General features: G+C 60.8%; 21 protein-coding genes. 12 read left to right on the top strand and 9 right to left on the bottom strand.

Annotated features, from left to right (window positions below; genetic code table 11):
• Positions 1-3: 3 nt before the first annotated feature.
• Entirely contained in the window at positions 4-1,758 is a 1,755-nt protein-coding gene (gene menD / locus EOW68_RS04245; RefSeq protein ID WP_128223944.1) for a 2-succinyl-5-enolpyruvyl-6-hydroxy-3-cyclohexene-1-carboxylic-acid synthase, read from the bottom strand.
• Positions 1,755-3,098 carry an isochorismate synthase gene (locus EOW68_RS04240; RefSeq protein ID WP_128223943.1) on the bottom strand — a complete coding sequence of 448 codons (1,344 nt, stop codon included), beginning with the start codon at positions 3,096-3,098 and terminating at the stop codon, positions 1,755-1,757. Before EOW68_RS04240 ends, menD begins: the two co-directional genes overlap by 4 nt.
• Before the next feature lie 279 nt (positions 3,099-3,377).
• Here EOW68_RS04240 and EOW68_RS04235 point away from each other — a divergent pair, with 279 nt between their 5' ends.
• A complete protein-coding gene (locus EOW68_RS04235) occupies positions 3,378-3,593 on the top strand; it encodes a ribbon-helix-helix domain-containing protein (RefSeq protein WP_128223942.1) in 216 nt (71 codons plus the stop codon).
• Between the two features lie 71 nt (positions 3,594-3,664).
• Complete coding sequence (locus tag EOW68_RS04230; RefSeq protein ID WP_128223941.1) at positions 3,665-3,943, top strand: UPF0058 family protein; 279 nt, start codon at positions 3,665-3,667, stop codon at positions 3,941-3,943.
• A 5-nt stretch (positions 3,944-3,948) separates the two neighbouring features.
• On the opposite strand, the gene EOW68_RS04225 is transcribed toward EOW68_RS04230, so the two are convergent.
• Both EOW68_RS04225 and EOW68_RS04220 read right to left on the bottom strand, forming a co-directional pair.
• Positions 3,949-5,076 (bottom strand): NAD(P)/FAD-dependent oxidoreductase, encoded by a 1,128-nt coding sequence (locus EOW68_RS04225; protein ID WP_128223940.1) that lies wholly within the window; start codon positions 5,074-5,076, stop codon positions 3,949-3,951.
• A gap of 2 nt (positions 5,077-5,078) precedes the next feature.
• Complete coding sequence (locus EOW68_RS04220; RefSeq protein WP_128223939.1) at positions 5,079-5,678, bottom strand: NUDIX hydrolase; 600 nt, start codon at positions 5,676-5,678, stop codon at positions 5,079-5,081.
• A 125-nt stretch (positions 5,679-5,803) separates the two neighbouring features.
• On the opposite strand from EOW68_RS04220, the gene EOW68_RS04215 reads away from it, so the two are divergent.
• Entirely contained in the window at positions 5,804-6,727 is a 924-nt protein-coding gene (locus EOW68_RS04215; protein ID WP_128223938.1) for an NAD-dependent epimerase/dehydratase family protein, read from the top strand.
• Positions 6,728-6,729: 2 nt separating this feature from the next.
• On the opposite strand, the gene EOW68_RS04210 is transcribed toward EOW68_RS04215, so the two are convergent.
• Complete coding sequence (locus EOW68_RS04210; RefSeq protein ID WP_128223937.1) at positions 6,730-7,749, bottom strand: flippase-like domain-containing protein; 1,020 nt, start codon at positions 7,747-7,749, stop codon at positions 6,730-6,732.
• A gap of 124 nt (positions 7,750-7,873) precedes the next feature.
• Here EOW68_RS04210 and EOW68_RS04205 point away from each other — a divergent pair, with 124 nt between their 5' ends.
• Positions 7,874-8,764, top strand: a complete 891-nt coding sequence (locus tag EOW68_RS04205) for a phosphotransferase enzyme family protein (protein ID WP_128223936.1) — start codon at positions 7,874-7,876, stop codon at positions 8,762-8,764.
• 6 nt (positions 8,765-8,770) lie between these two features.
• On the opposite strand, the gene EOW68_RS04200 is transcribed toward EOW68_RS04205, so the two are convergent.
• Positions 8,771-10,060: a glycosyltransferase 87 family protein gene (locus EOW68_RS04200; protein WP_431358737.1), complete on the bottom strand. Its 1,290-nt coding sequence runs from the start codon at positions 10,058-10,060 to the stop codon at positions 8,771-8,773.
• A gap of 502 nt (positions 10,061-10,562) precedes the next feature.
• Between EOW68_RS04200 and EOW68_RS04195 the strand changes: the two genes are divergently transcribed.
• The 3 genes from EOW68_RS04195 to EOW68_RS04185 all read left to right on the top strand — a co-directional run bounded on the left by EOW68_RS04195 (position 10,563) and on the right by EOW68_RS04185 (position 13,568).
• Positions 10,563-11,417 (top strand): hypothetical protein, encoded by an 855-nt coding sequence (locus tag EOW68_RS04195; RefSeq protein WP_128223934.1) that lies wholly within the window; start codon positions 10,563-10,565, stop codon positions 11,415-11,417.
• 67 nt (positions 11,418-11,484) lie between these two features.
• The gene (locus EOW68_RS04190; protein WP_128224032.1) at positions 11,485-12,471 is read left to right on the top strand and encodes a glycosyltransferase family 4 protein; all 987 of its coding nucleotides are present in this window, start codon (positions 11,485-11,487) and stop codon (positions 12,469-12,471) included.
• On the top strand, positions 12,468-13,568 hold the full coding sequence (locus EOW68_RS04185) for a glycosyltransferase (RefSeq protein ID WP_128223933.1): 1,101 nt from the start codon (positions 12,468-12,470) through the stop codon (positions 13,566-13,568). The genes EOW68_RS04190 and EOW68_RS04185 overlap by 4 nt, the downstream gene beginning before the upstream one ends.
• Here the strand turns inward: EOW68_RS04185 and EOW68_RS04180 are convergent, their stop codons facing one another.
• Together EOW68_RS04180 and EOW68_RS04175 are read right to left on the bottom strand one after the other, a co-directional pair.
• A complete protein-coding gene (locus EOW68_RS04180; RefSeq protein WP_128223932.1) occupies positions 13,569-14,042 on the bottom strand; it encodes a DUF7109 family protein in 474 nt (157 codons plus the stop codon).
• Positions 14,043-14,073: 31 nt separating this feature from the next.
• Entirely contained in the window at positions 14,074-15,189 is a 1,116-nt protein-coding gene (locus EOW68_RS04175) for a glycosyltransferase family protein (protein ID WP_128223931.1), read from the bottom strand.
• A 91-nt stretch (positions 15,190-15,280) separates the two neighbouring features.
• On the opposite strand from EOW68_RS04175, the gene EOW68_RS18455 reads away from it, so the two are divergent.
• The 4 genes from EOW68_RS18455 to EOW68_RS04160 all read left to right on the top strand — a co-directional run bounded on the left by EOW68_RS18455 (position 15,281) and on the right by EOW68_RS04160 (position 18,548).
• Positions 15,281-15,451 (top strand): HVO_0758 family zinc finger protein, encoded by a 171-nt coding sequence (locus tag EOW68_RS18455; protein ID WP_431358736.1) that lies wholly within the window; start codon positions 15,281-15,283, stop codon positions 15,449-15,451.
• 151 nt (positions 15,452-15,602) lie between these two features.
• Positions 15,603-16,457: a UbiA family prenyltransferase gene (locus tag EOW68_RS04170; RefSeq protein WP_128223930.1), complete on the top strand. Its 855-nt coding sequence runs from the start codon at positions 15,603-15,605 to the stop codon at positions 16,455-16,457.
• A 151-nt stretch (positions 16,458-16,608) separates the two neighbouring features.
• Positions 16,609-17,811, top strand: coding sequence for a PrsW family intramembrane metalloprotease (locus tag EOW68_RS04165; RefSeq protein WP_128223929.1), 1,203 nt, complete (start codon positions 16,609-16,611; stop codon positions 17,809-17,811).
• Between the two features lie 50 nt (positions 17,812-17,861).
• Positions 17,862-18,548 (top strand): CehA/McbA family metallohydrolase, encoded by a 687-nt coding sequence (locus tag EOW68_RS04160; protein ID WP_128223928.1) that lies wholly within the window; start codon positions 17,862-17,864, stop codon positions 18,546-18,548.
• Here EOW68_RS04160 and EOW68_RS04155 read toward each other — a convergent pair whose 3' ends face one another.
• Complete coding sequence (locus tag EOW68_RS04155; protein ID WP_128223927.1) at positions 18,549-18,932, bottom strand: DUF5820 family protein; 384 nt, start codon at positions 18,930-18,932, stop codon at positions 18,549-18,551. It abuts the gene before it with no gap.
• 405 nt (positions 18,933-19,337) lie between these two features.
• Here EOW68_RS04155 and EOW68_RS04150 point away from each other — a divergent pair, with 405 nt between their 5' ends.
• Positions 19,338-21,410 (top strand): PrkA family serine protein kinase, encoded by a 2,073-nt coding sequence (locus EOW68_RS04150; RefSeq protein WP_128223926.1) that lies wholly within the window; start codon positions 19,338-19,340, stop codon positions 21,408-21,410.
• Positions 21,411-21,418 lie beyond the last annotated feature (8 nt).

The following is a 21,418-nucleotide window of genomic DNA, read 5'->3' as shown; positions in this document are numbered from 1 at the left end:
CTGTCACGCTGACCGTTCGTCGAGGATCTGCTCGTGTAGCTGTTCGCGGATCTGGTGGCTCTGCTCCGAGTCGGTCTGGACGGATATAATCTGGCTCCCAGCAGTGCCAACCGAGGCCTCGAACAGATCGGCGAACTCCCCGAGGTCGGCTGCTGTCACATACTCGAACTCGTACAGGTCGGCGACCGGCGCAAAGTCGAGGCCGTGCGGGGTGAGAAACTGATCGGTGAACGGCGGGTCGAACTGGCTGATCGGTAGCTTGTGGAAGATGCCACCGCCATCGTTGTCGATCAGCACGATCGTCGCGTCGACGCCACAGCGTTGCAGCGCCAGCAACCCGTTCATATCGTGATACAGGGCCAGGTCGCCGAGCACGATCACAAGCGGATCGGTCGTCGCGCTGCCGGCACCGAGTCCCGTCGAAATGATTCCGTCGATCCCGCTAACGCCTCTGTTTCCAAGAACAGTAATTTCGCCATCTTGCGGTTTTCCGAACCGGTCCAGATCACGGACTGGCATACTGTTCGAGACGAAGCACGTCGCGGGGTCTGGCAACAGGTCCGCCACGCGGTTCAGGATAGCTCCCTCGAACCACTGCTTTTTACAGGCCTTCTCTACTGTCTCCCAGTAGCGCTGTTCTGTCCCGGTAAATCGCTCCCTATAAGAGTTCAGCCCGGACGAGACTGGCTGGCCGGCGAGCGCTCTCGCGAGTGGCGTGGGTGCTGCCTCGACGAGATCCGTCGCGGTAAACTCCGCCTCGCGCCAGCCGCCCGCCGGATCGACGACGAGCTGGCGAGTGTCGGTTCCCGCCAGATACTTCCGGAGGTTCTTCGAGGTCGGTGACGCCCCAAACCTGAGAACGATATCCGGATCCGGCCACTCGCAGCCGTCGAGATAGGAGTCGTAGCCACCACAGATCGGGATCGATGCTGTGTGCCTGCCGAACCGGTGGCCCGAGAGTGGATCTGCGAGTACGGGATACCCGGTCTGCTCTGCGAGCGCTGCGAGAGCGTCTGGGCTTGGCGTCGGACGGGCCGCCGGCCCACAGACGATCAGCCCGCGATCAGCGCGGTCGATTGCTGCCGCCAGTGGGTCGATCTGCTGGTCGGACAGCTGTGACTCGCCGACCGTTCGCTCGACGAAGGGGCCGTCCCGGCCATCTGCGGCCAGCGGATGCCGCTGCTCGAAGTCTTCCGGAATATCGCCCTCGACGGGGGTCGGTTCGAGTGGTTTCCGGAACGGAACGTTCAGATGGACTGGCCCCGGTGGTGTTCCCGTCGTCGCTCCGACAGCCCGCGAGACCGTCACCCGGAGTGAGCGGAGTTTCCGTGCGCTCGCCTCGGGTTCGGGGAGTGTCCTGTCGTACCGGACCGCGTTGCCGTACAGTCGTTGCTGGTCTGTCGTCTGATTTGCACCGCTGTCGTGTAGCTCGGGTGGCCGGTCGGCAGTCAGGACGAGCAACGGGACCCGTCCCTCGTTTGCCTCCATCACCGCCGGATGGAAGTTCGCCGCCGCTGTCCCGGACGTACAGATCAGTGCGGTCGGCTCTCCGGTACGCCGCCCCCGACCGAGCGCGAAAAATGCCGCCGACCGCTCGTCGAGGTGGGAGTACACCTCGATCTCCGGGTGGTTCGCGACTGCGACGGTCAGCGGTGTCGACCGGCTTCCCGGCGCGACACAGACGGATTCGACATCGTTTGCGACCAGTTCGGAGACGATGCTCTCGGCCCAGAGTGTGTTCCGGTTCGGCGCCGTCATGTGAGTTCGTCGAGAATCGGTCTGTACTTGAGCTGGAGTTCGTCCCACTCCTCGTCTGGGTCGCTGTCCGCGACGATACCGGCGCCGGCAAACAGCGTGGCAGTCTTCTCACGCGCGAGTGCCGACCGGATCGCGACCGCGAAGGTGCCGTTGCCGTCGGCGTCGATCCAGCCGACGGGTGCCGCGTACCAGCCACGGTCGAAGACCTCCGTCTCGCTGATCGTCTGGAGTGCAAGCTCCGGTGGCAATCCACCGACAGCAGGCGTGGGATGGAGTGCCTCGACGAGGTCGAGTACGTGGCGGTCCTCCGACAGCGTCGCGTGGATCGGAGTCTGGAGATGCTGGACGTTCGCGAGTTTCCTGATCGTTCGCTCGCCAGGCTCCACGGCCGATGTCAGCGGCTCCAGCTGGTCCCGGATCGTGTCGACGACGATGTCGTGTTCGTGGTTGTTCTTCTCACTCTCCAGAAGCTGGCTTGCGAGCCACTCGTCTTCCTCGGTCGTCTCGCCACGGCCGATCGAGCCAGCAAGTGCCTCCGTCTCGACGGTCTCGCCACGGACCGAGACCAGTTGTTCCGGCGTCGCCCCGAAGAAGGCACCACCTGTCCCGGGTTCGAACAGGAACCGGAAACAGTCCGGATAGGAGTCCCCGAGTCTGGAGAGCATCTCTGTTGCGTCGACTGGTCGTTCGAGTTCGGTCGTCAGTGCCTGTGCGAGCACGACTTTCCGGAGCTCGCCGGCCTCGATTTTCGCCGTTGCCTCGGCAATTTCGTGCTGCCAGTCCGAAAGCGGTGGTGCGTAGCTGCGCGAGAGCACGCCGGGTGTTCCCTGCTCGGTCGGGCTCGGTACTGTCCCGGCCCGGTCGCGCCACCGCTCCAGCCGGCTCTGTGCGGTCTCCTCGCTTGCAGGACCAGCCGCGGCTGTCGTCAGCCAGCTCCCCGACTGTGTGACTGTCAGCTGGACGGCAGGGAGTGTGAACCACGCGCCTGGATACCCCGCCCAGGGCGAGCCATCTCCGGGATCACGGTGTGTATCGGTAAAGGCAAACCCTCCGAACAGCCTGGGCCTTGCGGCGTGGGGAGTCTCGGACGGTGTCGCCAGGCGGTCGAACAGGGACTCGACATCCGCCCGAACAGTGTCGAATCGCTGTGGGCCATCGGCTGTGATCGTCGCCGCGTTTCCGCTCGCGACGGTAACTGTCGACTCACTCGCCCATGCGAACCGCGGCCGGTCGAAGGCGTCCAACAACGCGAATGCAGCTGCCGAATCGAGCGGACAACTGCGAACGGACACCGATTCGCGCCCGGCCGTCCCCGTCTGCCCGTCGACCGTTCGTTCCATCTACCTCCAGTTAGGACTCCGGAGGCTTGATACCGTCGGTTATTCCCGCTCCTCTGTGGACTCGGGAGCCGGCGACAGCTGTCTGAATACTCCGGACGATCCGCAAACGACTGGGGGATCATCCACAGTATGTACATCCTACTTTTATCATCGGCTCGCATCCATCCAGCTAGTCGCGGCCCTGTCCGCCATGTTTTTGATTATGAAAAATCTTTTTCGGTAAGTTGCACATATTCCCGTCAGATTTAAATAGTTCTTTGTGTTAGCACGTTTGAAGCGATGCCCAAGGTAGAGATCACGATCCCCGAACATCTCGAAATGCAGATCGCCCAGCTCGTCGAACAAGGCGAGTTTCTCAACAGAGAGGAGGCGATCGAAGACCTCCTGTCGACCGGACTCAAAGCCTACAAGACGAGCGGGCCGATCGACGAGGACGAAGAGCCGGGATACGAAGAAGACGGCATGATGGGTCACGAAGACGAGTACGTTTTCTGACCATCTATCCACAACAGCCTGTGAATTGGCTTCCAAACAAACTTATGGTACTATCGGTCTAATATATACTCATGCACAAAGACGAGCTTCTCGAACTCCACGAACAGATGGTTCTCATCATGGACTATTTCAAGGATCTCGAACAGGTCGACGAGAGTCTGTTCGATCAGTATCACGAGGTCGGTGTGACACCCGACGACGTCCACATGTCGAAAAGTGAGCACAAGCATGCCGTCTTCGTCCTCGGCAACGCACTCGCAAACGCGATGAGCGAAGACGAGTTCTCGGATGCCGGCCGCGTCGGCAAGCGGATGAAAGAGCTGGCCGAAGACGCCGAAAGCAAACTGTAGCTGGCTTACTCGAACTGTTGTTCAGCGTCACTCTCTGTCACGCCGACCGGGAGCTCTATCGATTCGGTCCCGTCGAAACGGGTCGGCTCGAATCCTGCGATCGGATCGCCACCGAGTATCTGCTCTGCGATCGCTGCCCCGATCGCTGGCGACCGCATGAAGCCGTGGCCACAGAATCCGGTCGCGACGTAGAGGCCAGGCAGACACTCCCCGACCAGTGGGTCGCGGTCCGGCGTCGCAGTACAGAGTCCGGCCCAGGCGTCGCTTATCTCCACAAGCCCGTCGATTCGCTGTTCGAGCGCTGCCATCCGTTCCGTTCGGAAACTGGCATCAGTCTCCCGTTCGTAGTCGGCAGGCGGCCCGGCGTACAGCTCCGAGCCATCACCGGCCAGAACCCCATCCGCTGTCGGTCTCCCGTACCACTCTTCTGACGCATCGTAGAACATCGGCACTCCGCCGATCGTACCGCTCTCGGCCGAGTTCGCAACCAGAACCTGCGTCCGGTAGCATCTGACTGCGGGATCGAACTCGGTCGCTTCGAGCACGTCCACTGTGCCTGCACCTGCCGTGACGAGGACAGCATCGAAAGAGTGTGACCCGTCGGCTGTCTGGATCGTCCCCTGCTCTGTGACTGTTACCGGAGTCTGCGTCTCGATACTCACACCTGCATCTGCTGCTCGGGCTGCCACGAGTTCGACGTATTCCGTCGTGTCGACGTAGCCAGCATTCCTGGCAATCGCGGCCGTCGTCACGTCGTCTGTCACCAGCCCCGGAAACCGCTCCGAGACAGCAGCGGGTTCGACCAGCGAGACGTCTCGTCCGGCCCGTTGCATCCCATCGACGTGGGACTCGATCGCTGCTGCAACCTCGTCATCTGCTCTGGCAAACCAGACGTAGGGCTGTTCGGTCAGGACTCCGAGTTCGCGGAACCGATCCAGCGATCGGGCTGCAATCTCCGCGTCACGCTGGTCGACGTAGGCGTCGTAACAGATTCCAGCCGCGCGGCCGGTCGCGCCGCTGCCCAGTCTGCCCTGTTCGAACAGCGTCACAGCCACGTCCCGTCTCGCCAGTTCGAGACTCGCGGTGAGTCCCACCGCGCCACCACCGACGACGCCGATTGTCTGGGAACTCATACTCAGACTGGAAAGTCGGCGTCGGGTTCGACCTCCTGGTCGGCCTCGGCTGGCATCTCCCAGTCGGTGGCGAGTTCGAGAAACTGGACGAACATCCGTGCCGTCGCACCCCAGACGGTAAACCTGCCGACGTAGAAGTAGTGCAGTCGGATATCGCCGTAGTGGGGGTGGTCGCGACGCTCGCTGTGATAATTTCTGCGGTCGGTCAGTTCGGCGATCGGGAGTCGCGCGATCTCGGCGACTTCACCGTCACAGGGTTCGTACTCCCTGTCGGGGATCTCCCCGACGAAAGGTCGCACGGAGTAGTGGGTCACCGTCCGGATATCGTCGAGTCGGCCGACGAGGGATGGCTCTGATGGCTCTAACCCGATCTCTTCGTGGGCCTCTCTCAACGCAGTCTCTTCGAGCGAGTCGTCTTCAGGTTCCTTACCGCCACCGGGAAAGCTCATCTGTCCCGGGTGATCCGAAAGGTGGTCCGCACGTTTCGTAAAGAGGATTTTCGGGTCCGTCTCCGGGGAGATGACCGGGAGGATGACCGCCGCTTCCTGTGGCTGGTCCCGCACTATTTTCGGCTCGTGGCTCCGGACCCGCTGGAAATCCATCCGTACACCGATATGTGCTCCCTGATTGTTAGTCTCTCGGTTACCTGGCCCTCGGGCAACATTCGAGCACGGTGATCGGAGTCAGTATGAAATCACTTTTGCCGGTTCGGAGGCGAATGATCAGCATGGAAGCGAAACGCGTACTGGTAACCGGTGGTGCCGGGTTTATCGGCTCGAATCTTGCGAACCATCTTGCGGAGTCGAACGACGTTGTCGTCGTGGACGACTGCTCGCTGGGAACGCCCGAGAACCTCGTCGACGACGTCACCTTTTACGAACGGTCGGTGCTCGAAGACGATCTGCCGACAGATGTCGACGTCGTCTTTCATCTCGCTGCGCTGTCGTCGTACGCGATGCACGAGGAAGACCCAACACGCGGCGCTCGTGTGAACGTGGAGGGGTTCGTCAACGTCGTCGAACAGGCTCGCAACGACGGCTGTGAGACTGTCGTCTACGCGTCGACGTCGTCGATCTACGGGAGCCAGACCGAGCCCTCGCCGGTGGATATGGATATCACTGTCGACACCGGTTACGAGGCCTCGAAGATGGCGCGCGAACGGTACGGCGAGTACTTCTCGAATCATTACGGGCTGTCGATGGCCGGCCTTCGATTTTTCTCGGTCTATCAGGGCTACGGCGGGGCGGAAGCACACAAAGGCGAGTACGCGAACGTTATCGCACAGTTTGCCGACGATCTCGCCAACGGCATCCCACCAAAACTGTACGGCGACGGCACCCAGACCCGGGATTTCACCCACGTCTCCGATGTCGTACGCGCACTGGAACTGGCTGCCGACGAACAGCTAGACGGCGTCTACAACGTCGGAACTGGTGATTCCTACTCTTTCAATACACTTGTCGACAAACTCAACGAGGAACTCGGGACGGATATCGAACCCGAGTACATCGAGAGTCAGGTCCCCGAACACGTCTACGTCTATCACACCTGTGCGGACTACTCGACGTTCCACGAGGCGACGGGCTGGGAGCCAGAGATCGATTTCGAGGAAGGACTACGACGGGTCTGTGCCACACACACGGACTCCTGATCTCAATCGAACGTTCCCTGCAACTGTAGTCCGAGTAGCGTGAACGAGCCGAGGACGATCGGTGTCCAGAACACCAGCCCACGGCTCAGGACGACAGCCGTAATCGTCGGTGAAGAGGCGGCACTCGTCGTGGCCAGGATCATGAGGATCTGGACACTTTCGACACCACCGCTGCCGCCGGGAAGCGGGAGTCCGGAGGCCAGAAGCGAGGCGGGGACGATGAATATCGCGAGTGGGAGGGGGATGGTGACGTCGACGGCGCCGAGCGTAAGCCAGAGTAGTGTCCCCTGTGCGAGAAACGACGTGGTCGCCAGCGCGCTCGCGACGACGACGGTCTTTCGGTCGGATGCGATATCGGCGATGGAGTCCGAGAAATTCGTCACTCGCTCGCTCACCTCCGATTTGTCGAGACTTGGAACGAACGGGAGCCAGCCAGCCAGTCGGTTGACACCGCCGACGAGATAGTGCAGCACTCGCAGCATGAACTCCGGATACTGTCGGACGGCCAGCACCGATCCGACGACGACGACGACGAACAGCGCAAAGGCTCCGAAGATTGGGCGGAGCTGGTTGGGGATCGTCTCCCCGAACAGGAGGAAATAGCCACCGCCGAAGATGAAGACGAGAATCGACGGGACGAAGCTCACGATATCTTTGATCGACAGCGCTGCCAGACACTCCTCGTAGTTGCCATCGAACCGTTTCGAGAGGATCACCGCACCGATCGGTGCGCCACCGGCCTGACCGAAAGGCGTGAGATTGTGGGCGAGACTTACGCTCGTGTTCAGAAAGATCGTCTCGATCCAGCCCGACCCGAGTCCGATATTCAGCGAGATAACGTGGAGACACGACCCCATCGCGACCACGCCCACGGCGACTGCGGTGAGGATCTGGACCAGCTCCCACCCGGAGATCGCATTGAGACTTTCCAGAAAGTCCCCGATACCAGCGAGTGTGACAAAGGCACCGGCGATCAGTGCCCAGAAAAGGATGCCGACTGCTACTTGTTTTTTACTTAACATTCTGTAGAGCTATGAATTAGTTCGTTTGTCCCTGATTTGAGCAGGGTTGGTTTTAGTGTGTCGGAGTCTGTTTCTGGCGCTGAAATCGACGGGACTAATCCATCCTGCCGAGAAGGGAGTCGCGATGGCAACACCACCGGAGCAGGTCGAACGGATCGTCGACGCGGCAGTTGGCTGTTCGGTCCTCGACTCCGAACAGGCGACCGGTGGACGGATCGCAGAGACACACTTGCTCGAACTCGATGGCGAACCCCGACGCGCGGTCTGCAAGATCGGCGGTCTCAGTATCCGGACCGGTGACGTGATCGAACCGCTCGTCGTTCGACTGGTCGACGAGACCACCGATATCGCGTGTCCGACAGTGCTCGCCTCGGGGCGGCTTCGTGACGGTAAAGGGACGTACTGGGCGCTGTACGAGTTCTGTGACGGTGACCCACCGACACCGTTTCCGTCGCTAGAACTGACGGAGCGAGTGCAGATCCTGGAAGCGGTCGGTTCGATGCTCGGGACACTCCATGCGACCCACCAGTTCGACCGCACGGGTGGGCTCGGACGGGCCGGTGACAGTCTCGAACTCCGTCCGCCGAACGGGCTCCACGTCCCCGAGCGTGGTCGAGAGTTGCTGACGGTCTTCGGCGGTGAGACGGACTGGCAGCCGGTACTCACCCACGGTGACCTGTTCCCTGACAACCTGCTCGTCGACAGCGACGGATCGGTGACCGCGTTTCTCGACTGGGGGAACGCACACGTCACCACGGCTGGCTACGCACTCGCGCGCGCCGAACTCCGATTCATCGACTGGTTTCGGTTCCCCCGATCCGACCAGAATCAGCTCCGCCGGGCGCTCGCCCGTGGATACCAGCAGCACCGACCGCTGCCACCCGACTTCGAGACGCACGACGACTTCTACAAACTCCTGTGGCTCGGCCAGTCGGCCGACAGACACGTCCGGAATGCGATGTCCGCCCGCGGTCGACGACAGATCCGCAGACATCTCCGAAGTCTCCGCTCCTGAGTCGGGCTAGAGTCGCTCTCTTTCGGGCGTCGACGCGAGTGGATCGGGGACGCGGACGAACCGGATACAGCCGGCCAGGACCAGGAGAAAGCCGACCAGCGGGATCGACGTGTAGGTGAGAACGGCCCGCGCAGCCCCGACGATGAGGTCACCGATTCCGGCCGAAAGGGGCAGTGCGTCGACGATCAACTCGATGTGCTGTGGATACAGCGGAAGGTTGACGAGCACCAGCCCAGCCAGAAACAGGTACTTCGTGGTCTTCTCTTCGGTCAGATAGATCAGCGCGAGCAGCGGGAAGTAGAGGTAGACGACGTAGTTGAGCGTCGACGGGACGACCGTGATCAACATCGCGACCATCGTCGCGAAGAAGGCGACAACCGCGTCGAGATCTGACTCGGCGTCGCGGTAGACCAGATAGACGAACGGAGCGATCAGCGCCGTCGAAAGGAGGATGAGCTGGTTTCCAGTCAGCGGCAGGAACTGGGAGAGCGGACGACGGAGTGTGATCCACTGCAGTTCCGGATCGAGACCCCCGAGGAAGGCACCCTCTCGACTTCGCTCGTTGACGATGAACTCGACGAATTCGATGTGGGCATCGATGCCGAAGACGATGACACCAAGAACGATCAGTCCCAGTCCGGTGACGATCGCTGCAGCGATCGCACGGTACGCACGCCGATATATCATCCACACACCGAGAAATGCAGGGAAGAGTTTGAAGTGTGCCGTCGTCGCCCACAGCGTCCCGCCCTTGATCTGTTCGCCGTTTTCCATCGCGAGCAGGCCGACAGCGAGTGCCAGCAGGATGATCGGATCGACGTTGCCCCGGTACATTCCCAGGATGCTGTGGCCCGAGAACACACAGAAGCCGAGGATCAACACTCTGTCGACGCGCTGGAGTGTCACGCCGTGGCTTTCGAGAAAGTCGAGAGTCAGCCGACCGATCTGGAGGAAGACGACGAACAGCAAGACGATGTTGAGGACGTAGCCGATCTCCCACCGTGGAAAGATCCCGTAGACGACGAATATCGGTGCCGTGATCGGTGTGTACACGTACGCTTTCTCCGTTAAAAAGGAAATATCGGTAATCGCCCAGCCGACGAAGGGTTCGCCCTGGAGGACTGCTCGGCCAGTAAAGTAGTAGGCCTGATAATCCAGCTCTGTCCCCTTCGCCAGTTCGTTTGCAGCCAGGACGACACCCAACAGCCCGGTCAGGAGACCGAACAGAAGCACGAGCCGCTCCGGCCGCCGAACCGACGTATCCAGCTCAAGCCGTTCCCCGAACTCGACGCCCATTCTATCAGATGCTACCGCGGCCACGCTATCAACGTTTCGAAGACAAAAAGTGTCTCCCGCAGGCTGATACTGCCGGCTGTACAAAACTGAAGAATTGCACCACCCGGGGTGGCGCATATCTTTACGAATGTACAGCCGGCAGTATGAGTCGGTTCCAGACAGTGTCTCCAGCCTGACTCTCCCCCGTGTCTCTCTGTGATTTTGGCCCACGGAACCCGGCGGGTGACAGTTCTCGGAGGGGGTCGGACACAGATATGGAGTTACCCCGGAACTGTACACGTTCCCCGGCGAAAATCCGTCGAACCACCAGGAGTTCGCTCGAAGAGTACAGAAGAGTCGTCGATGGGCCAGAAAAGCTTTAACTCGGTATCTGTGCTGATATGTTTGAATCTTTACCTGTAGATCTAAATAATCCAATATATTCGGCCGAATCGGGGTGAAGAGTGGCTTTCCGCCAACCAATAAGAATATATAAGATGAATAGAAAAGTAGACTCTACACGATGGATAACCAGCAGTTTCTCGAGTCAGAGTGGGATTACTGTTTGGTACTCGATGCCTGCAGATACGATGTCTTCGCGGAGGTGTACGACGAATATCTCGATGGGACCCTGGAGAAACGCGAGAGTATCGGGTCCTCGACACCCGAATGGGCCTACCGAACGTTTACCGAAGAGCACGATATCGCCTATTTTTCCGGCAATCCGTTTATCAACAGTCTCGGAATCCCACTCAACGAACTCAAGTGGGGGGCAAGCTGTGACTACGAGTGGACCGCCACGGAGCATATCAGCGACGTCATCGACGTCTGGAAGGAAGGCTGGGACGACGATCTGGGAACGGTGCCCCCGGAGAGCCTGGCCGAGTCACTCGAACGGCATTCGGATACCGACGACCGGACAGAGCGGACGGTGCTCCACTACATGCAGCCCCACGCCCCGTATCTCTCACGCGGGAAGGGCCGCAAGCTGAAACAGATCCAGAAAGGGATCAGAAATCAGGAGGACGCAGAGGAGGTCGCGAACGACGGGACGCTGAGTTCGCTCAGCGACAAGCTCCGCCCGAAAGTCGAGGAGAAACTCGACGGCAGCGAACTCGCACAGAAGGCGGGGCTCTGGCTCGAACTCGGCCCGACGGACGTGCTCAAAAACGGGACCCGCGGGGCGGCGCTCGCACTGTACGAAGAAAATCTTCGGATCGCACTCGAAGAAGTCGCGGAGATCGTCGACGAGCTAGATGGGGACGTCGTCGTGACCGCTGACCACGGGGAAGCCTTCGGCGAGGAGGGCGTCTGGGAACATCACATCGAGACGTACATTCCGCCACTTATGGAGGTTCCGTGGCTTGAAATCGAGTAGTATCTCCCGCGGGCAGTCAGGAGGGTCCCGACAGTGGCGGACCCGGCCGTTCGATGAGCCGATCGATGTGGCAATCAGCCACTACTTCGAGTTCGGCGATCACGTCACAGGCGGAATCCGGCAGTCGGTGAGCCAACAGCGGAAAATGTTCGACCTGCTCGGTGTGGAGTACACGACTGAACCGGACCTGAGCGCGGATATCTTTCACTGTAACGTGATGGGGCCACGTTCTGTCTGGTACGCACGGCGAGCGAACGCGAACGGAGTCCCAGTCGTTGCACATACGCACGTGACTGCCGAGGACTTCGGGGACAGTTTTCGGTTTACGAACGCGCTCGCGAAACCGCTCAAGCCGTATCTCGAGAGAGCATACAGTCTGGCAGACCAGCTGGTCTGTCCCTCCGAGTACAACCAGCAGTTGCTCGAACGCTACACCGAGACGCCGACACGCGTCATCTCGAACGGCGTCGACCGGGAGAAACTCGACGGGTTCGAATCACTCGAATCCGAGTATCGAGAGCGCTACGACCTCGAATCGCCGACGGTGTTCCTCGTCGGCCACGTCATCAAACGGAAAGGACTCGAAACGTTCGTCGAACTGGCCCGCCGCATGCCGGAGCTCGACTTCGCCTGGTTCGGCCACCTGGATCTCTCGCTGAAAGGCCGGGAGACGACACGCCTGATCGAAGAGTCCCCCGACAACTGTACGTTCACCGGCTTCGTCGACGATATCCGCGGCGCGTTCGCCGCGGGAGATATCTTCTGTTTCCCCACACACGAGGAAAACGAGGGGATCGCATTGCTCGAAGCGATGGCGGCAGGGAAACCCGTCGTCGTTCGTGATATCGAGACGTTCGCCTGGCTGGAAGACGGTGACGATTCCATCAAGATCTCCGAGCCAGGCGTCGACGGCTTCGAACGCGCACTCGAACGACTCGAAGATCCCGAACTCAGGCAACAACTCGGCGAGCAGGCCAAAAAGCGAAGCGAGGAGTTCTCACTGGACGCTGTCGCAGCCGAGTACGAACAGCTGTACAGAGAGGTGGCACGATGAAGATCGGATTTTTTACAGATAGTTACTTCCCCGAGATCGACGGTGTGACGTATACGATCAAACTCTGGCGCGAGCGACTCGAACAGCAGGGCTACGAGGTGTACGTCGTCTACCCAGACGGCGACTACGAGCCCGGCGATCGCGAGATTCCGGTCCGATCACTCCCGAACCCGGTGTACGAAGGGTACCGGATTCCACTGTTCCGGCGACCCTCGACACTGCCGGAGCTGGATATCGTCCACTGTCACGGACCGGCCTCGGTTAGCATTCTCGGCCGCTACTACGCCTGGAAACACGACCTTCCGACGATCTACACCCACCACACGCCCGTCGAGGAGTACTTTCACCAGGGCGTCAAAAGCCAGTCACTCGCGGATGCGCTCGCGAAACTGTATCTTCCCGTGGAGAACAACTTCCTCCAGAGTTTCGACGCTGTGACGGCGTCGACGGACCAGATCGACCGGGACGTGGATCACATCTCGCTCCCCGTCGGGATCGATATGGCGTTTTTCCAGCCGACAGAGGAGGACTGGTATCCGGACAAAACGGTCGTCGGCTACAGCGGTCGGGTGAGTCCGGAAAAAAACGTCGACGAGATTCTCCGGGCGGCAGAGCGCCTGCCCGAGTACGAGTTCGTCATCGTCGGTGAGGGCCCCTGCCACGACGAACTCAGAGCGAACCACCCGGACAACGTTACGTTTCGTGACTTTCTCCCCCGCGAGGACCTCCCGATGTTTTACTCCTCGATCGATGCCTTCGTCACTGCCTCCACGGCGGATACGCTGGGGCTGTCGACACTCGAAGCGAACGCCTGCGGGACACCAGTCGCTGCGGCTGACGTCCCGCCGTTCGAGCGGACGATCAAGTCCGGCAACGGCGAACGGTTCGAGTACGGCAATCTCGACGCGATGGTCGCTGCGATCGAGCGCTGTCTCGAAACGGATCGCGACACCAGAGCGGCAGTCGAACAGTACGACATTCACCAGACGATAGACCAGCTAATCCAGCTGTATCAGACCATCGAGCGGGCACCCGAAGACGTCTCGGCCACCGACGAGGAGGGGCCGGGATTCTCAGCCCCGGCGCCAGTAAAATAACTACTCCGTCGACAGTTCGTCGTCGAGTCGATCCCGTGTCTCCGAGAGATCGACCGGTGCCCACGCCTCGATATCGTAGCTCAGATCGATCAGCCGCTGCATCTCGGCGCTGTCGCCGGCGTTTATCGCACCGACAGCGTCCCTGTGGAGTTTGTCGGCCGCTGCAGTGCCGGCCTCCGCCCGGTCGATCTCCCGCTGTTCGGCGTCGAGAATGTGGTGGAGGTCCTCGGCCTCCTCGGGGAGCATCGGAAAGGCTGCCGGCCCCGCAACGAGGAGCGTCTCTTCCCTGGTCGGTTCGAGTTCGACCAGTTCGTACTCCCGGAGTGCCGCATCGATCTCCACTTCGAACGCAGACGGTTCGGCGTCCTCGCCCTGTTTGAAGGCGAGTTCCACGAGTGCAGTCGCGAGAGTATCGCGTGAAAGTCCTCCAAACAGATCGACAATGCCGGCGAGATCGTCACCAGTACACTCCATATGCGACACTGTTCCTGCTGGGTAATATATGTCAGTCTCGCTCGGCGACTCGATCCGCTGTCACCCGGTCGATCGCCGCCGCTGAGTGTTCTTCGATCTCTGCGGGGTCGAGAGCAATCTCCTGCCAGGCAGGCAGTCTGTCGTCGGTCGTCGGCGGTGTGATCGCCTCGGCGTAGGTTGCGGCCTGGTCGTGTTCGCGCTGCTCGTCGAACGCAAAGCCGTTGAACGCTGCATCGCCCGCGTACTGCTCGACGATCTGGTCCGCGCGGTCGTGGTACTGCGAGCGGAGCCGGTCGTAGTCGAGTTCGAGCCCCTGCTCTTCGAGGACGGTAAACAGTGTCTCGCCGACCTCGGCACACATCTGTCCGAGTCCGCCCGACCCCTCGACAGACCGGTGTTCGTGCTTGTGGATACCCAGATCGACCTGTGCGGTCCCCTCGAAGCCCGCGATATCGAACGTGTCACCGAGCGTCCCGACTTCGAGCCCCCAGCCGCTGGGTGAGCGAACTGACTGTGCAGTTTCGGCCGTCATCGCAAACTCCCCAGCGAGTGCGTAGCGGAAGCTATCGAGATAGGAGACGAACGGGTGGTGGTGCTCGGCTTCGAGCACCTGCACGAGCGGGGTGTAGAAGAGCCGGAACAGTCTGCCGTACAGCTGCTGGTTTTCGACGCGGGCGTAGTACCCCTTGGCGAAGTCGTAACCGTTCGCGAGCGGAAAGAGCAGTTTCGGGACGTGGGCCGTGTCGTAGGTCGTCGCATCGGCATCGTGGACGACGACGTACTCTGACTTGCTCGCGACACCGACTGCCAGCCAGACGTCACGTCCTTTCCCGGCGGCGCTGTCGATTCCGTTCGCTTCGAGTGCGGTCTTGATCGCCGGGGCCGTACACCACAGTACCGTTCCATCGAACTCGAAGGAGTCGACCCACTCGACGATCCGGCTGACCGCGTCGCTGTCGGCCCGCAGCGCGATCAGCACGCGTCCGGGATCGACCGCTTCGAGTTTCTCCATGGCGCGGTTGGCCGCCGGACTCGCGTGATCGCGCTCCGCGAGCGGGACGACGACTGTCGCCTCGTCGACAGGGGCGGGCGGCTGTGCATCCCCGTAGTCGTGGAACGTGGCGAACCGTTCCTGCGTGTACTCCATCGCACTCGGTTACGAGAGCCCAGTAAAAAGGGGCGCGATTCGCGCATACGGTTGCCGCAGGTTTTTGGTGTCTCCCTGTTTACACTCGCGCATGGATTCAATTCGGAAGGGGCTCCGGTCCGGTGATATCGAAAAGGACACCTACGAACGGTTGACCTGTTCGTCGTGTGGCGATGAACTGGGAACGAAAAACGACCCCGACGAGATCGGGATCGTTCGACACTGCCCGGGCTGTGGCGAACAGTGGCGGAAGATCGGCTAGCTATCGGCCGGGCCGAGACTGCACGACTCCGATCCGAACGTGATTTCCCTGTAGTACCCTGTCTCTCTGACAGGGATCGTTACGTTCGGAGGCCGTCACGGGAATTACGCCTCCGGAGTTCGCCACGGCTGCTGTTTCCCGCGGAGACACAATGCCTGCACCTACGACGAACCCACGAGCAGTTCTCACCGCCACGGTGCTGTTCCTGGTTCACTCGAATCTGCTCATCTCGCTGTCGGCGACTAGCGTCGCCCTCTCGACGATGCTACTCGCCGATCTCGCCGTCGACCCGGCTGCTCTCTTTATCGTCTTCGCCGTCACGCTGTTTGTCTACTCGTTCAACCGCCTCACCGATCTCGCGGAAGACGAACGGAACGTCCCGGAGCGTGCCTCGTTCGTCCGACAGTACGGTGTCTGGCTGCTGGCGCTCGGTGCTGTCCTCTATCTCGTCGCGACGGCTGTCGCCATCGTCCGAGGGATTCCCGGCGCGCCGGCGATGATCGTTCCGCTCGCTGTTGCGGTGCTGTACTCGGTTGTCGGGCTCAAGCGGATCCTCCTGGTGAAAAATCTGCTTGTGGGGCTCTCCTGGGGCCTGATCCCACTCGGCGTCGGTGTCTACTACGGCGTACTCGGGAGCTTCGACATCCTCTTCATGTTCGGTTTCATCACTGCGGCCCTGACGATCGCCGCCGTCGTGTTCGATATCAAGGATATCGCGGGTGACCGCGCCGAGGGGATCAAGTCAGTCCCGGTCGTCGCCGGGCCCGCCCGCACGAGACAGTTCGCTGTCGCGGCGAGTGCTGTCCTCGGTGTGATCGTCGTGGTGTTCCTCCTCACGGGTGTTCTCAACCGCCAGTACGTCCTCCTGCTCCCCTTCATCTGCTACATGATCGGCTACAGCCTCGTCGCGACCAGAGACCGGACGCCGCTTTTCTACGGGTTCGTCATCGACAGCGAACACATCTTTCTCGCTGTCCTGCTGGGAAGCTGGGAACTGCTCGTGTAGCGACAGTCGGTTCCACCCTGGGGGTCCGATATACCGGTGGACAGAAGCCTTGATACATATGAGACGGGCACGATGGTATCGCTCGAATTATCAAGTGTTCTGTCCACCGGTATAGGAACTTTCTACACGCCTGAATCCCTACGGATAGCTGATGACAGAGCCGGGTGAGGACGACCATAGAGACCGACCGTCGAACGATCGACCCGGGGAACCGGTCCCTCACTCGGACGACGAGACGGGGGCTTCCGACGACACAGCGGGGAATGACCAGTCCGAAACGGGAACAGACCAGCCAGACCCGGACACAGATCGTGCAGCTGGCCAGTCAGTCCGAGACGAGCGACTGCCCGGCCATCCACCTGGCCCACCCCGTCGGTCCGCCGGCTCGGGCCGGCGGCAGGGATCGAAGCCGAGGGGAGACCCAGTCCAGGAGTCCTTCCGCGGTGAGGTCGATCTTCACGAGATCGCGACCTGGGAGGTCCGGACCTGGCTCGATCGGTTCGCCGTCCGACTGACGAACGCACTCCAGTCGACGAGACGGTGGCTCCTCCTGGTCGTCGCAGTCGCACTGTTCGGCGGGCAACTCCTCGTCGCCGGTGCGCTCGTCCTCGAAGCGCCGATTCTCGGCTACCTTTCGGCACTATCAGCCGTCCCGGCGCTCCTGCTCGCGGGCTATATCTGGTACCGTGACCCGACGACGCGCGAGCCACTTGTTATCCTCGCAGTCACGTTCTTGCTCGGGGTCGTGTTCGCGGGCATCGCCGGGGTCGTGAACGGAATCACCGAACCGTTTTTCAATATCTTCGGTATCGTCGGTCTCTCGCTGTTTTACTTCCTCGTGGTCGGCCCCATCGAAGAGACAGTCAAGTGGCTCGCAGTCAGGGTGTACGCCTACAGATCGGACGCGTTCGGGACGGTGATCGACGGTGTCGTCTACGGGGCGATGGCCGGTGTCGGTTTCGCGGCGATCGAGAACCTGACGTACATCCTCATTTTCGGGGCCGAAACGACGACGAACGGACTCATCGTGCTGGAACAAGACGCGATCGCAATCGCCACACAGCGAGCGTTCGTCGGGCCGGGTCACGTCGTCTTCTCGGCGTGGGCCGGCTTCTATCTCGGCCTGGCGAAGTTCAATCAGAGCAAACGCGGGCCGATCGTCGTCAAAGGGCTGCTCATCGCGGCGTTCATCCACGGGCTGTACAACACGCTCGTCTCGATACTCCCGTTCACGCTGGGATCGTTCGTTCTGTTCATCGTCGTCTACCACGGCTTCTGGTTTTCGCTCCTGTTCCGGAAGATTCGGCGGTACCGGGAGCTGTACCGGCGTCGACCGGGACCGCAGGCGAGCTAGCGCCCGAATATCGGGGATCACTTATACTGCTTCCCCCAACAACGCCTATAGTGCTCTCGATCGATCTGCACACCCACTCCGAGGCCTCCTTCGACGGCCGGGATTCCGTCGAACTCCTCCTCGATCAGGCCGTCGCTGTCGGGCTGGACGCCATCGCGGTCACCGACCACGACGAGATCAGTGCCAGCCGAGACGCCGTCTCGCTCGCCCCGGAGTACGACGTGATCGCGATTCCGGGGATGGAAGTGTCGAGCGCGGACGGGCACGTTCTCTCGCTTGGCACTGACGCCCTGATCCCGTCGGGGCTCCCATTTGCCGAGACGATCGACCGGATCCGCGACAACGGTGGTATCGCCGTCGTGCCACACCCGTTCCAGGAATCGCGCAGTGGGGTGCTCGCGAACATCTCGAAACAGGAACTCACGACCGCAGACGCGATCGAGGTCTACAACTCACGGCTGCTGACTGGCTTTTCGAACCGGCAGGCACGGATGTTCGCGAGCCGACGCGGGCTACCGATGACCGCCGGCAGCGATGCGCACATCTGTGAGATGGTCGGTCAGGCGGTCACGAAAGTCGATCCGCCGGAGCCGACCGCCGAGGGGATACTCGAAGAGATCAAAGCGGGTCGAACGGCGACCGATGGCAAACGCACGCCCTGGCGGGTGAGTCTCCGACAGGCCGCCGGCGGCCTCCGCCGCAGGGTCGTCCACCGCCTGACTGGCAGCCAGCAGTAGCTAGTCCTGTTCGGTCAGTTCGTCGAGGCGGTCGAAGTACGCTTCCCGTGGGACCTGGTACAGTGACCGGTAGTCGATTTCACCGGCAGCGAACCGTCCGGCGAGATTCAGGGCGGCTTCCTGTGCGCTCGCTCTGTCCTCGTAGCTTCGTTCGTCGTCGTTGACGTCCGGTTCGAGATACAGCGTGACGTACCACGAGTCCGACGGGCCTGGGGTGTTCCGCCCAGGGCGACGGCTCCGTCTCCCCTTCGTGACGTGGATTGTCGGCAGACACGGTGCGGGAAAGTCGGTGCTGTTGAACACGTCCGGTCGGTAGGTAAAGACGAGTTTGTACTCCTCCTCGGTCCAGAGTTGCCAGCCATCGGGCACTCGGTCGGTATCCATACGCGCCGGTACGACCTGGCCGGCCAAGACTGTTTCACACCGAGCTAGCTTTAAAAACAGAAATCCAACCCCCGATTCGTTTTAGAACACCTCGCTTCTGTCCCGTACTTTTTTACAGTGTTTTCCATGATCTGGACGAAAATTACCTCACGGTATACAGATTTATAAGTCTGAAGAGCTTCTTAATTAAATAGTATCGGTAAGTCGGTGACAGACAGTTACACACTCAGGACTGGCTGGTAGCTGGCTTCCATATGGTATGCATGCACATGGCATTAAATAGTGTCGGTGAGCCGACGAGGTCCAACGCGGCCCGGAGCCGTCGGCGCCCACCGATAGAAACGGACCCACTCGCAGGCGGAATCGACCCAGTTCAGAATAGCTTCGCAAACAGAACCCACAATCATGAGTAACAACGAAACGACACTCGAATCGCTAAGCCAGGAGTACCGGGACACCATACCGAGTGACTTGCGCCGGACGCGTTCGTTCGACTGGTATCTCGAAGAGCTACAGGAGTACCCGAAAATCGCCCGAAGCGCCCACCAGCGCGTCGCAGACATGTTCGATTTCTACGGGACGGAGTACGACGAAGAAGACGGCGTCGTCGAGTACAAACTCGCCTCCGAAGATCCACTCGAAGACGGTGAGAACACCTTCTACGGCCGGGTCGTCCACGAGGCGATCCACGGCTTCGTCAACAAGGTGAAATCGGGTGCACGCGGACTCGGGCCGGAGCGGCGTATCTTGCTCATGCTCGGTCCGGTCGGCTCGGGGAAGTCGGACTTCGATTCACAGGTCCGGACGTACTTCGAGGATTACACCAGCCGCGACGAAGGACGGATGTACACCTTCCGCTGGACGAATCTCTGTGACGTAATTCCGGATCAGGACCCTGCCGACGACGTGGTGCGGTCGCCGATGAATCAGGATCCGATCGTGTTGCTCCCGGAGAAACAGCGACGGTCGGTCATCGAGAAGATGAACGAGACGCTGGACGCCCCGTACACGATCCGCAACGAGCAGGCGCTCGATCCGGCAAGCGAGTTCTACATGGACAAGCTGCTGGCACACTACGACGACGACCTCGAAGCAGTCCTCGACAACCACGTCGAGATCGTCCGACTGGTCGCCGACGAGAACAAACGCCAGTCCATCGAAACCTTCGAGCCGAAAGACAAGAAAAACCAGGACGAGACCGAACTGACTGGCGACGTCAACTACTCGAAGATCGCGATCTACGGCGAATCTGACCCGCGTGCGTTCGACTACGCGGGCGCGTTCTGTAACGCGAACCGCGGGATCTTCTCCGGTGAGGAGTTGCTCAAACTCCAGCGGGAGTTCCTCTACGACTTCCTGCACGCCACCCAGGAGCAGACGATCAAGCCGAAAAGCAACCCACGGATCGACATCGATCAGGTGATCGTCGGCCGGACGAACATGCCGGAGTACCGCGACAAGAAAGGCGACGAGAAGATGGAAGCGTTCAACGACCGGACCAAACGGATCGACTTCCCGTACGTGCTCTCCTACGAGAACGAGGCCGACATCTACCGAAAGATGCTGCGTAACGCGGATCTACCGGATATCCAGGTCGAACCCCACACGCTGGAGATGGCCGGCCTCTTCGGTGTGCTCACGCGGATCGAAGAGCCCGATGCCTCCAGTATCAGCCTCGTCCAGAAGGCCAAAGCCTACAACGGCGAGATCGACGAAACCGAGGATATCGACATCAAGAAGCTCCGCGAGGAGGCAAACGAAAAGGCAGAAATCGGTGAAGGGATGACCGGTGTCTCACCCCGGTTTATCGGCGACGAGATCGCCGAGGCGATCATGGATTCGATGCACCGCAGCCGGATGTTCCTCTCGCCGCTTATCACGTTCAACCACCTGGAGGGCAACCTCGAAAACCACGGCTCGATCTCCGAGGAGCTGTTCGAGACCTACTACCGCTACCTCGAACTGGTCCGCGAGGAGTACAAAGAGCGCGCAATCGAGGACGTCCGCCACGCGCTGGCCTACGACGTCGACGAGATCCAGCGCCAGGGCGAGAAGTACATGGACCACGTGATGGCCTACATCGACGACGACACCGTCGAAGACGATATCACCGGCAGAGAGCAAGAGCCCGACGAGACCTTCCTCCGCAGCGTCGAGGAGAAACTCGACTTGCCCGAGGACCGGAAAGACGACTTCCGCCAGGAGGTCGCAAACTGGGTTTCGAGGCGCGCACGCGAGGGCGAGACGTTCGATCCGCAGGACAACGACCGCCTGCGCCGCGCCCTCGAACGGAAACTCTGGGAGGACAAGAAACACAACATCAACTTCTCGGCGCTGGTCTCCAGCGGCGAGATGGACGACGACGAGCGAAACCAGTGGATCGACGCGCTGATGGAACAGGGCTACTCCCAGGAAGGGGCCAAGGAGGTGCTCGAATTCGCCGGTGCAGAGGTCGCAAAAAGCGAGATGGAGGACTAACGTGACTG

Origin of the sequence: Halovenus amylolytica (assembly GCA_004015825.1) — an archaeon.
Taxonomy (GTDB): Archaea; Halobacteriota; Halobacteria; order Halobacteriales; family Haloarculaceae; genus Halovenus; species Halovenus amylolytica.
This window is presented reverse-complemented; position numbering and strand designations above follow the sequence as displayed.